This is a genomic window from Roseateles sp. P1_C6 (assembly GCF_056406315.1).
Window position 1 is genome coordinate 502,971 of record NZ_JBFUAK010000004.1, and the last position, 12,089, is coordinate 515,059.

Consider the following 12,089-nt stretch of genomic DNA (forward strand, 5'->3'; position numbering starts at 1 on the left):
CTGCCGATGCGCCGTCGCCGCCTGCTCACCGCCGCCGCGGCCGCCGCCGTGGCCGGCTGCGCGCGCAACGACGGCACCACCACGCTGCGCTTCTGGGCCATGGGCCGCGAGAGCGAGGTCGCGGCCGAGCTGATCCAGGGCTTCGAGCGCGAGCACCCGGGCGTGCGCGTCAAGGTCGAGCAACTGCCCTGGACCGCCGCACACGAAAAGCTGCTGACGGCATTCGCCGGCGACGCGACGCCCGACCTGGCCCAGGTCGGCAACACCTGGCTGCCCGAGATGCAGGCGCTGGGCGCGCTGGAGCCGCTGGAGCCGTGGATCGCACGCACGCAGATGCTGCAGGCGGCCGACTACTTCGACGGCATCTGGGCCACCAACGCGCCGGCCGGCCAGCGCGTGGGCCTGCCCTGGTACGTGGACACGCGGCTGATGTTCGTGCGGCAGGACCTGCTGGCCCGCGCCGGCGTGGCGCAGATCCCGCAGGACTGGGCGCAGTGGCGCACGGCGCTGGCGCGGCTGCGCGAACACGGCATGGCCACGCCGCTGCTGCTGCCCACCAACGAGTTCGAGCCGCTGCTGGCATTGGCGCTGCAGCAACCCGGCGAGGTGCTGCGCGACGGCGGGCGCTTCGGCAACTTCTCTTCCGATGACTTCCGCCGCGCGCTGGGCTTCTACGCCGAGCGGTTCCAGCGCGGCGATGCGCCGGGACTGACCAACAACCAGGTTGCCAATGTCTGGCAGGAATTCGGCCGGGGGACGTTCGCGTTCTACATCTCCGGGCCGTGGAACATCGGCGAGTTCAAGCGCCGCCTGCCGGCCGAACTGGATGGTGCGTGGACCACCGCCGAGCTGCCGGGGCCCGTGCCCGGTCAGGGTCCGGGGGCGTCCATCGCCGGCGGCGCCAGCCTGGCGATGTTCAGGCGCTCGCGCCACAAGCCCCAGGCCTGGGCGCTGATCAGCTACCTCAGCCGGCCCGACGTGCAACTGCAGTTCTACCGCCTGACCGGCGACCTGCCACCGCGGCGCAGCGCCTGGGCCATGCCCCTGCCTGCAGCTGCGGGTGGCGCCACGCTGGCGCAGGACCGCCATGCCGCGGCCTTCCGCCGCCAGCTGGAGCACGTGCGCGCCACGCCGGCCGTGCCGGAGTGGGAGCGCATCATGCAGGAGATGCAGCTGGCGGCGGCCCGCGTCGTCGGTGGCCGCGAGAGCGTGGACGTGGCCGTGCGCGGCCTGGATGCTCGCGTCGACGGCATCCTCGAAAAGCGCCGCTGGATGCTGGAGAAGGCCAAGGCATGAGGACGACGGGCCGCGAATCCCTCGCCGCCTGGGCCTTTGCCGCCCCGGCACTGATCGTCATCGCGCTGTTCTTCGGCGTGCCCGTGTTCGCCGGCCTGGCGCTCAGCCTCACTGACTTCGACATCTACGCGCTCGCCGACCTGCGCAACCTGCGCTGGCAGGGCTGGGACAACTACGTCCATGTGCTGACGATGCCGCTGTTCTGGCAGGCGCTGGGCAACACCGCTTACTTCGTCGTGCTGGGCGTGCCGCTGTCCATCGGCCTGTCGCTGGCCGCGGCCGTGCTGCTGCAGAGCAAGCTGGTGCGCTTCAAGCCGGTGTTGCGCACGGCACTGTTCGCGCCCGTGGTGACGACGCTGGTGGCCGTGGCCGTCATCTGGCGCTACCTGTTCCACGTCAAGTACGGCCTGGTGAACTACACGCTGCAGTCGGTGGGCATCGACCCCATCGACTGGCTGGGTGACCCGCATTGGTCCATGCCCACCATCATCCTGTTCGCCGCGTGGAAGAACTTCGGCGGCAACATGATCATCTTCATCGCCGCGCTGCAAGCCGTGCCCCACGACCTCTACGAAGCCGCGCGGCTGGATGGCGCGCGCAGCTGGGCGCAGTTCCGCTACATCACGCTGGCCAGCATCGCGCCGACGATGCTGATGGTGGCCATCCTGACGACGGCGGGCTACTTCCAGCTGTTCGCCGAGCCCTATGTGATGACGCAGGGCGGCCCGCTGCAGAGCACCGTCAGCGTGCTGTACCTGATGTACGACGAAGGCTTCAAATGGTGGAACCTGGGCCTGGCCTCGGCCGTGGCCTTCGTGCTGTTCGTCGTCATCGTCGCGGTCAGCAAGGGGCTGATCCTGTTGCAGCGTCGGCTGACGGGGGTGGAGGCATGAAGCCCAGGACCCTGGTCGTCAACGGCCTGCTGTGGGCCTTCGCGGCGCTGGCCGTTTTCCCGCTGGTGTGGATGGTCTGTGTGTCGCTGATGCCGGCCGGCAGCGCGTCCAGCCTGCCGCCGCCGTTGCTCCCCAGGCACCCGACGCTGGTGCATTACCAGCAGCTGCTGGGCGACGGCGGCCTCAAGCGCGCCTTCGTCAACAGCCTGGGCCTGGCCATCGTCAGCACGCTGCTGTCGACCAGCTTCAACACGCTGGCGGGCTACGCGTTCGCCAAGCTGCGCTTTCGCCACCGCGAGCGCATCTTCGGCCTGCTCATCGCCGCGCTGGTCATCCCCGGCCAGGTGGCCATGCTGCCGCTGTTCCTGATGCTCAAGGGCATGGGGCTGGTGAACACCTGGATGGGCGTGCTCATCCCCAGCCTGGCCGGCATCTTCGGCATTTTCCTCGTGCGCCAGTACACGCGCGGCGTGCCCGACGAACTGCTGGAGGCCGCGCGGCTGGACGGCGCCGGGGAATGGCGCATCTTCTGGAACATCGTGCTGCCCACGCTCAAGCCCGTGCTGGTCACGCTGGCCGTGTTCGCCTTCCTGGGCAGCTGGAACGACTTCATGTGGCCGTTGATCGTGCTGACCGACGGCGAGATGCACACGCTGCCGGTCGCGCTGGCCGCGTTGTCGCGCGAGCATGTGCAGGACAGCGAGTTGATGATGGCCGGCGCGGTTATCACGGTGCTGCCGGTGCTGGTCTTGTTCGTCGCCTTGCAGCGCTACTACATGCAAGGGCTGCTGATGGGGAGCGTCAAGTGAAGGCGGTGCTGGCCTTGTTGCTGTTGCTGGCGGCCCAGATGGCCGGTGCGGCGGTGCTCGACGACATGAAGGATGCCAGCCTGTGGAAGGCCACCGCCTCCGACCAGGTCAAGGCCAGCCTGCGCCGCGACGCGAAGGACGACAGCCTCTGCCTGGACTACGACTTCGCCGGCGTCTCCGGCTATGCCGTGCTGCGCCGCGAACTGCCGCTGGACTGGCCTGCCGACTTTGCGCTGACCACCCAGCTCAAGGGTCACGGCGCCGCCAACGACGTGCAGATCAAGTTCGTCGATGCCAGCGGCGACAACGTCTGGTGGGTCAACCGCCCGGCGCTGGCGCTGCCTGCCACGTTGACGGACCTGAGCTTCAAGCGCCGCCACATCGGCTTCGCCTGGGGGCCGACCCAGGACCGCGCGCTGACCCGCAGCCAGTTCATCGAGTTCGTCGTCGTCGCCGGCCAGCAAGGCGGTGGCGGGGCAGGGGCCTTGTGCGTGGGCGCGCTGGGCCTGGAGCCGCGCGAGCCCGCGCCCGCCAGCTGGCCCGAGCCGCGCCGCAAGGTCGGCGGCGGCGAGCTGACGCTGGATTTGCAAACCCTGCGCGAGTTCAACGGTTTGTGGTTTCCCAGCGGCGGCGCCACGCGCATCGAGGCGTCGGACGACAACCGCCGCTGGAAGCTGCTCTCCGCCCGGCCCGGCCGCGCGCTGTTCCTCGGCGAACAGGAATGGCGCTGGCTACGCGTGCGCCATGACGGCGGCCGCAAGCCGCCCGAGGTGCAGCTGCGCGACGCGGCGCAATGGCCGGACCGCAACGCCGCCGTCGCCGAACTGGCCAAGGCCTTGCCGCGCGGCGACCTGCCACGTGCCTTCATTGGCGAGCAGAACTACTGGACCGTCGTCGGCGTGGACGGCGGCGCGCAGCGCTCCGGCCTGGTCAGCGAGGACGGCGCCATCGAGCTGACCCGCGGCGGCCCCAGCGTCGAGCCGGCCGTGCGGCTGGCCGACGGCCGCCTTGTCACCTGGGCGCAGGCGCGCACCGAGCACAGCCTGGTCGAGCAGGCGCTGCCGGTCGTGCAATGGCGGCACGCGGATGTGGAGCTGCGTGTCGAAGCCGGCGCCGACGGCCCGGCCAAGGATCCGCAGCTGCTGGCCCGCTACACGCTGCGCAACCCGACCAGCAAACCGCAGCGCTATGCGCTGCTGCTGACGCTGCGGCCTTGGCAGGTCAACCCGCCGCAGCAGTTCCTGTCGACGCCCGGCGGCATCAGCCCGCTGCCCTCGCTGGCCTGGAAGGACGGCCAGCTCACCGCGGCGGGGTTCAATCTCAAGCCACGCGAGGTGCCCGCAGAGGTGCGCGCCGCGCCCTGGCCCGCCGGCCCCGGCCTGGCTTCCCTGCTGCAAGCGCCGCCGCTGACCCAGCTGGCCAACACCGAAGGCCTGCCCTCTGCCTTGATGCGCTTCGACGTCGACCTCGCCCCCGGCGAGGCGCGCACCTTCGGCTGGGTGTCTGGCGGCGATGCCGGCGCCCTTGACACCCGCCTCGCCGTCGCCGCCGCGCGGTGGCGCGACCGGTTGGGCGTGCTGGAACTGCGCCTGCCGCCGCAGGCCCAGCCCATCGCCGACACCATGCGCAGCGCCCTCGCGCAGATGCTGATGTCGCGCGACGGCCCCGCGCTGCGGCCGGGCACCCGCTCCTACGCGCGTTCCTGGGTACGCGATGGCGCCATGATGGTGGCCGGCCTCGTGCGCATGGGCGAGGCGAAGGCCGCGCAGGCGTTCGTCGACTGGTTTGGCGGCTACATCTTCGAGTCCGGCAAGGTGCCCTGCTGCGTGGACCAGCGCGGCGCCGACCCCGTGGTCGAGAACGACAGCCATGGCCAGTACCTGTTCGCGGTGGCCGAGCTGTGGCGGCACACGCAGGACCGCGCGCTGCTGGCGCGCCACTGGCCCAAGGTGCAGCGTGTCGTCGCTTGGATGGAGAACCTGCGCCAGAGCGAACGCCAGCCTGGTGCCGATGCGCGGTTCAAGGGGCTGATGCCGCCGTCCATCAGCCACGAGGGCTACAGCGACAAGGCCGCCTACTCGTACTGGGACGACTTCTGGGCGCTGCGCGGCTACAAGGATGCCGTGCAAATCGCGCAGGCGCTGGGCGACGGCGCCCACGCCAGCCGCTGGGCCGCCTGGCGGGACGAGTTCGAGGCCGACCTCGGTGCGTCCATCGCCGCGACCGCCCGGCACTACAAGCTGGACCACATCGCCGGCGCCGCCGACCGCGGCGACTTCGACGCCACGTCCACCACGATGGCCCTGAACCCCGCCCAGGCCGACAAGCTGGATCCTGAGCTGCTGCGTGGCACCTTCGACCGCTACGTGGCCGAGGCCGATGTCCGCATCACCGGCAGCAAGCCCTGGAAGGACTACACGCCCTACGAGCTGCGCAACGTCAGCGCGCTGGTGCGGCTGGGCCGCGTGGACGACGCGCACCGGTTGCTGGCCTGGTTCTTCACGCACCAGCGCCCGGCGGGCTGGAACCAGTGGGCCGAGGTCGTGCTGCCCGACGCACGCACGGTGCAGTTCCTGGGCGACATGCCGCACGCGTGGATATCGTCGGACTACCTGCGCGCGGCGCTGGACCTGCTGGCCTACGAGCGTGAATCCGCAGGCAGCGTCGTGCTCGCTGCCGGCGTGCCCGCCGCCTGGCGCCTGGCCGGTGACATCGGTGTGGCCGGCCTGTCCACCGCCTGGGGACGCCTGGACTATCGCCTGCTGCGCCGCGCCGACGGCGGCTGGACGCTGCACATCGACCGCCGCCCCGAGCGCCTGCCAGGTGAATTGCGCCTGGCCTGGCCCGGTACGGCGCAGTTACCGCGCGCTAACGTCGAAACTCAAGGCCTCGCCTGGCAGGGCCGAGAACTGCCGCTGCCCGCCAACGCCACCACCATCCAACTGGAGCCCACGCCATGACCCTCAACCGCCGCCAGCTGTTGTTGACGATGCCCGTCGTCTCGTCGACGGTCTTGAGCGCCTGCGCCGCGCTGCCGCCCACGCCGCCCGAAGGCCTGGCCGCCGGCGAGCAGCGGCCCTGGCAGCTGGCGGGCGAGCGCATGTGGGTGTCGCTGCCGCGTGAGTACACGGCGCGCAGCGAGCGCTGGCCGCTGCTGGTCTTCCTGCACGGCTCCGGCGAGCGCGGTACGGACCTGGAGAAGGTCAAGATGCATGGCCCGCCGATGTGGGCCGCCCGCGGCACCGCCTTCCCGCTCATCCTGGTCAGCCCGCAGCTGGAAGAGGGCGCCCGCTGGGAGCCCGAGCGGCTGCACCGGCTGCTGCAGGCGCTGCAGGCGCGGCTGCACGTGGACCGCAAGCGCAGCCTGGCCACGGGCTTGAGCCTGGGTGGCCACGGCGTGTGGAACTGGGCCAGCGACTACCCGCGCGACCTGGCGGCCATCGCGCCGGTCTGCGGCTTCGGCGACCCGGTCTCCGTCGAGGCCATGCGCGAGGTGCCCGTGCGGGCCTACCACGGCGCGGTGGATGCCGTCGTGCCGTTGGCGCGCCAGCAGGCCTGCGTCGACGCGTTGCTGGCGGCCGGCGGCCGGGCCACGCTGACCGTCTACCCCGGCGTGGGCCACGACTCGTGGACGCCGGCCTACCAAGATCCCGAACTGCTGCCCTGGCTGTTGGCGCAGCGACAAACATGACCGCCCATTCCCTTCGCAACAAGGCCGGCCTCGAGGCCGAGCTGCTGTCCCATGGCGCGCTGCGCCGCCTGCTCGCGCCGGGGTTGATGCTCAACCTCTTCCCGGGCAACGAGCTGGAAGGCGGGCCCGCCAATGTCTGGCTGCGTCGCCGTGATGCCGGCGGCGACTGGCGCGTCGTGCCGCTGCTGGGGCCGCTGTCGCCGCTGCATGTCCATGCCACCGACGGCGCCTTCGAGATGCGCGGCGACTGGGACGGCCTGGCGCTGCGGCTGCAGCTGCGCCTGGCGGCCGACGAGCCGACGCTGTTCTGGCATCTGTCGGCCGAGAACCAGTCGGCGGCGCCCTGCGAGATCGCGCCCGTGCTGGTGCAGGACGTGGGCCTGGCCGACTACGCCGCCGTGCGCACCAACGAGTTCTACGTCAGCCACTACATCGACCTGCAGCCGCTGGCGCATGCGCAGCACGGCACGCTGCTGGCCGCCCGGCAGAACCAGGCCCAGCGCGGCCGTCACCCCTGGCTGCTGGCCGGCTCGCTGCGCCGTGCCGAACGGTTCGCGACCGATGCGCTGCAGGTCTGGGGCGTCGCGGCCCGCGAGGGGGCGCTGCCGCCCGGGCTGCTGGCGGGGCTGCCTGACCAGCGGCTGCAGCACGAACATGCCGTCGTCGCCCTGCAGGACGAGGCCCAGACCCTCGCGCCCTGGGGGCGGGCGACGGCCGGCTTCTTCCTGACACTGCAGGCCGACCATGCGGCCGCCAGCGGCGACGCCGATCTGGGCCGCCTGCCGGCGCTGCTCGCTTTACCCGAGGCGCAGCCCTCCGAGCCGCTGGACGTGCCTGGCCATGCGCCGGCGCCCAGCCTGTTCGCCAGCGCGCCGCTGCTCACCAGCCTGGACCTTGGCGCCGAGGCGCGCCACCAGCTGTTCGCCGGCGAACGGCGCCACGAGGAGTGGCAAGGTGGCCAGCTGCTGAGCTTCTTCACCGCTGACGCCAGCCACGTCGTGCTGCGCGCCAAGGAGCTGCTGGTGCAGCGCCCGCACGGCCACATCCTGCGCAGCGGCGAGCACCTGGTGCCCGACGAGGGCGCGCTGACGTCCACCTGCTGGATGGGCGGCGTCTTCCATTCCATGCTGACGCAAGGCCACGTCAGCATCAACCGCCTGTTGTCCACGCAGCGCAGCTTGCTCGGGCTGTTCCGCACGGCCGGGCTGCGGCTGTTCGTGCGGGCTGAGGGCGGGGACTGGGCGCTGCTGGGCCTGCCGTCGGCCTTCGAGATGCGGCCGCAGCGCTGCCGCTGGCTGTACGCCCATGCCGGCGGCCTCGTCGAGGTGGTGGCCGAGGCCGGTGCGGTGCCCGACGCGATGAGCCTCGTGCTGCGCGTGCTGCAGGGCGACGCGGTGCATGTCCGCGCCAGCCTCAACCTTGCCCTGGCCGGCGACGACGGTGCCGTGGCGCTGCGCCCGGGCTGGGCCCACAGTGGCGACCGGCTGCGCCTGACGGCGCCCGACGGCAGCGAGCTGGCCGCCCGCTTCCCTGGCGGTGGCTTCGACATCGACGCGCCGGGCCTGGCCATCGTCGGCGACGACGGGCGCCTGTTCGACGACGGCGTCAGCCGCGGCGAGCCGCTGTTGTGCCTGGATTTCCTCCCCGCCACCACCGTCTCGCTGACGCTGCGCGGCGCGCTGATCGAGGCCACGTCCCCCGCGCCGCAGGTGCTGGTGCTGCCGCAATGGCAGCTGGCGCATCCGGCGCTGGCGCAACTGCGCGACATCCTGCCCTGGTACGCCCACAACGCCCTCGTGCACTACCTGTCGCCGCGTGGCCTGGAGCAGTACTCGGGCGGCGGCTGGGGCACGCGCGACGTCTGCCAGGGGCCGCTGGAGATGCTGTTGGCGCTGGGCCAGACCGCGCCCGTGCGCGACCTGCTGCTGCGCGTCTTCACCGCGCAGAACCCCGACGGCGACTGGCCGCAGTGGTTCATGTTCTTCGAGCGCGAGAGCGCCATCCGCGCCGGCGACTCGCACGGCGACATCGTCTTCTGGCCGCTGCTGGGCCTGGCGCAATACCTGATCGCCAGCGGCGACGCGACGCTGCTGGATGAGGTGCTGCCCTTCCACGGGGGCGAGGCCGCGACGCTGTCGGCCCACGTGGCGCGCGCGCTGGCCTTGATCCGCCAACGCGTGGTGCACGGCACGGGCCTGGCGGCCTACTGGCATGGCGACTGGAACGACTCGCTGCAGCCCGGCGACCCGGCGCTGCGCGAACGCCTGTGCAGCGCCTGGACCGTCACGCTGCACCACCAGATGCTGCACACGCTGGCGACGGCCCTGGGCCACATCGGCCGCGCCGACGAGGCCGCGGCGCTGGTGGCCGAGGCCGTGGGCGTGCGCGCCGAGTTCCAGCGCCTGCTGGTGCAGGACGACGTCGTCGCCGGCTATGCGCTCTTCCCCGAGCAGGGCGAGCGCGAGCTGTGGATACACCCGCGCGACACGCGCACCGGCCTGCGCTACAGCCTGCTGCCGATGATGCATGCCGTCATCGACGACCTCTTCACGCCCGAGCAGGCGCACCTGCAGGCGGCGCTGATCGAGCAGCACCTGAAGGGCCCCGACGGCGCGCGCCTGTTCGACGCACCGCTGCCCTACCGCGGCGGGCCGTCGCAGCTGTTCCAGCGCGCCGAGACCAGCACCTTCTTCGGTCGCGAGATCGGCATCATGTACATGCACGCCCACCTGCGCTATGCGCAGATGCTGGCCCACCTGGGCCGCGCCGAGGCCTTCCTGCAGGCGCTGACGCTTGCCCACCCGATCGCGCTGACCGAGCGTGTGCCCAGCGCCAGCCGGCGCCAGGCCAACTGCTACTACTCCAGCTCCGACGCGGCCTTTGCCGACCGCTACGAGGCGCAAGCCCACTACGGCCGTGCGCTGGCCGGCGAGGTCGCGCTGGACGGTGGCTGGCGCATCTATTCCAGCGGCCCCGGTATCGCGCTGGGCCTGGTCGTCACGTCGCTGCTGGGTCTGCGGCTGGAGCAGGGCGTGCTGGTCGTCGACCCCGTCATGCCGCCCGTGCTGGATGGCCTGACGGTGCAGCTGACGCTGGCCGACCTGCGCCTGGAGCTGACCTACCGGGTCGGGCCGCGCGGCCATGGCGTCGAGCGCGTGCGCGACGAGGCGGGGCAGGAGCTGGCCGCACAGCGGCGACCGCATGCCTATCGCATGGGTGCGCTGGCGCTGGCGCGGCCTGCGCCAGGCAGCGTGTGCCGTTGGCTCATCGAACTGGGCTGATGGCTACTGCTTCGTGTCCAGGTCGATGGTCCTGGCCGGCTGGCCCTGGTCGTCCAGCAATTGGATGCTGGGTTTGCCGTCCGGTGTCACCATCAACGTCAGGCGCGGCCGGCCCTGCGCGTCGCTGAGCGTCAGCGCGGCGGCTTTGCCTTTCGTGGTGCCCAGGCGCACCCGGTTCGCCGAGTGCAGGCCTTCATCCCGCAGCTGCTGCATCGCAGCCTGGCGATCGGCCGGCGGCAGTCGCCGGATCGCCGTCAAGCGCTCCATGCGCTGCAACACGTCCGACCGCATGCCGTCGGGCTCGTCGTTGATCGCCAGCGTGCTTGTGGCATGGCCGCCTTGCTCGTCATGCAGCAGCTGGATCACCTGGTCCTGCCGGAAACGGTCGAACGTCAGGCTGAGGCCTGCGTTGGGCTTGCCATCGCTGCCGACCTGGCCGTTCTGGATGAAACCGCCGTTCTCGGTGCCCTCGTCGTTGACGAAGATCATGCCGGCGTAGGCCGTGCGGTCGGGGCGGGCCAGCTCGCTGCCCTTCCAGGGCAGACCAGGAAACTGCGCCCGGTTGGAGATCACCAGGCGCAGGGTGCCGTCCGGTTCGCGCACGTTGATGCGGCCCACGTCGATCTCGTCAAAGCGGGTCGGCGGCGCCTTCGCGCCCGTCAGCAGCGAAACCGCAATGATGGCCGTGGCGCTGGCCGCGCAGCCGCTCAGGAAGGCCGTGATCTTGCTCATGTCTGTCCCTTCAATTCATCCGCATGGGGATGGTGACCGGCCCGTCGTTGACGAGGTGCACCTGCATGTCGGCGCCAAACTCGCCGTTCGCCACGACGGTGTGCTGGCGGCGCGCAAACGCCAGCGTGTGTTCGTAGAGCCGCCGTCCAGCCTCCGCCGGCGCGGCGCCGGTGAAGCTGGGGCGGTTGCCGCCGCTCACGTCCGCCGCCAGCGTGAACTGGCTGACGATGAGCAGCCCGCCGGCGACGTCCTGCACGCTGCGGTTCATCTTGCCGGCATCGTCGCTGAAGATGCGCAGCTTCAACACCTTGGCGACCAGCTTCTCGGCGGTGGCCTCGGTGTCGGCGGGCTCGGCGCAGACCAGAATCAACAAGCCCGGCCCGATGGCGCCGACGACCGCGCCGCCCACTTCCACGCGCGCCTCGCGCACCCGTTGCAGCACGGCGATCAAACCAGGTCCTCCTGGTCGATGGTGTGCGCTTCCACATCCAGCGGCAGCAACTGGATGCTGACGCGCAGGCCCGGCACGGCCTTCATCAGCGCCATCTCGACATCGCCGCGCAGCGCCGCGGCGCGGCCCAGCGTCCAACTGGAAGGCATGTGCATGTGCAGGTCGATGAAACGGCGCTGCCCGGCCACGCGGCTGACGATGTGGTCGAAGCGGATGGCCGGCGGCTGGCGAAAGCCCTCCAGCACGGCCTGCACCTGGGCCAGCGATTCGGCGTCCAGCGCCTCGTCCATCAGGCCACGCGTGGACTCGTGCATCAGGTGCACGCCTTCGCGCAGGATGTTCAGCGCCACGATGATGGCCAGCAGCGGGTCCAGCCAGTGCCAGCCCGTCGCCATGACGCCCAGCAGGCCGGCCACGACGCCGGCCGAGGTCCAGACGTCGGTGATCAGGTGCCGGGCGTCGCCCGCCAGCGCGACGGAGCGCACCTCGCGCGCCTTGCGCAGCATCGCCCACGCCATCAGGCCGTTCAGCGCGGAGCTGACGACGGCCAGTGCCACGCCGATGCCGATGGCCTCCAGCGGCTGCGGGTGGCGCCAGCGGTCGACCGCGCCCCAGCAGATGCCCAGTGCCGCGGCGATGATTAGGATGCCCTCGAAGCCGCTGGAGAAGTACTCGGCCTTGTGATGGCCGTAGGGGTGCTCGGCGTCCGGCGGCTGCGCGGCCAGCGTGACCATCGCCAGCGCGAACACGGCGCCGGCCAGGTTCACCAGCGACTCCAGCGCATCCGCGGCCAGGCTGACCGAGCCCGTCGCCCACCAGGCGGCGGTCTTCAGCGCGATCGTCACGACAGCGGTCGCGACGGAGAGCTTGAGGTAGGCGCTGGCTTGCATGCCGGCATTGTGAATTGCACGGCGCGAGTGAGGATTCACGGCGGTC

9 protein-coding genes are annotated in these 12,089 nt (G+C 71.4%); 6 read left to right on the plus strand and 3 right to left on the minus strand.

The genetic code is table 11. The features are described 5' to 3' along the window. The first annotated feature begins 6 nt into the window (after nt 1-6). Genes AC1D29_RS11055 through AC1D29_RS11080 form a run of 6 tightly spaced genes read left to right on the plus strand, consistent with a single transcriptional unit; the run spans nt 7 to nt 9,970 of the window. Nucleotides 7-1,296: an extracellular solute-binding protein gene (locus AC1D29_RS11055; protein ID WP_477897149.1), complete on the plus strand. Its 1,290-nt coding sequence runs from the start codon at nt 7-9 to the stop codon at nt 1,294-1,296. Further along, nucleotides 1,293-2,189, plus strand: coding sequence for a carbohydrate ABC transporter permease (locus AC1D29_RS11060; protein ID WP_477897151.1), 897 nt, complete (start codon nt 1,293-1,295; stop codon nt 2,187-2,189). The genes AC1D29_RS11055 and AC1D29_RS11060 overlap by 4 nt, the downstream gene beginning before the upstream one ends. After that, nucleotides 2,186-2,998, plus strand: a complete 813-nt coding sequence (locus AC1D29_RS11065) for a carbohydrate ABC transporter permease (RefSeq protein WP_477897153.1) — start codon at nt 2,186-2,188, stop codon at nt 2,996-2,998. Before AC1D29_RS11060 ends, AC1D29_RS11065 begins: the two co-directional genes overlap by 4 nt. Continuing rightward, nucleotides 2,995-5,958, plus strand: coding sequence for a glucosidase family protein (locus AC1D29_RS11070; protein ID WP_477897155.1), 2,964 nt, complete (start codon nt 2,995-2,997; stop codon nt 5,956-5,958). The genes AC1D29_RS11065 and AC1D29_RS11070 overlap by 4 nt, the downstream gene beginning before the upstream one ends. After that, complete coding sequence (locus AC1D29_RS11075) at nt 5,955-6,689, plus strand: carboxylesterase family protein (RefSeq protein WP_477897157.1); 735 nt, start codon at nt 5,955-5,957, stop codon at nt 6,687-6,689. Before AC1D29_RS11070 ends, AC1D29_RS11075 begins: the two co-directional genes overlap by 4 nt. After that, the gene (locus tag AC1D29_RS11080) at nt 6,686-9,970 is read left to right on the plus strand and encodes a GH36-type glycosyl hydrolase domain-containing protein (RefSeq protein WP_477897159.1); all 3,285 of its coding nucleotides are present in this window, start codon (nt 6,686-6,688) and stop codon (nt 9,968-9,970) included. The genes AC1D29_RS11075 and AC1D29_RS11080 overlap by 4 nt, the downstream gene beginning before the upstream one ends. A gap of 3 nt (nt 9,971-9,973) precedes the next feature. Here AC1D29_RS11080 and AC1D29_RS11085 read toward each other — a convergent pair whose 3' ends face one another. From AC1D29_RS11085 to AC1D29_RS11095, 3 genes are read right to left on the minus strand one after another with little or no spacing between them, the layout of a single operon-like run. Beyond that, nucleotides 9,974-10,702: a hypothetical protein gene (locus AC1D29_RS11085; RefSeq protein ID WP_477897161.1), complete on the minus strand. Its 729-nt coding sequence runs from the start codon at nt 10,700-10,702 to the stop codon at nt 9,974-9,976. Nucleotides 10,703-10,712: 10 nt separating this feature from the next. Next, complete coding sequence (gene dtd / locus AC1D29_RS11090) at nt 10,713-11,153, minus strand: D-aminoacyl-tRNA deacylase (RefSeq protein ID WP_477897163.1); 441 nt, start codon at nt 11,151-11,153, stop codon at nt 10,713-10,715. Further along, on the minus strand, nt 11,150-12,043 hold the full coding sequence (locus tag AC1D29_RS11095) for a cation diffusion facilitator family transporter (RefSeq protein WP_477897165.1): 894 nt from the start codon (nt 12,041-12,043) through the stop codon (nt 11,150-11,152). The genes dtd and AC1D29_RS11095 overlap by 4 nt, the downstream gene beginning before the upstream one ends. Nucleotides 12,044-12,089 lie beyond the last annotated feature (46 nt).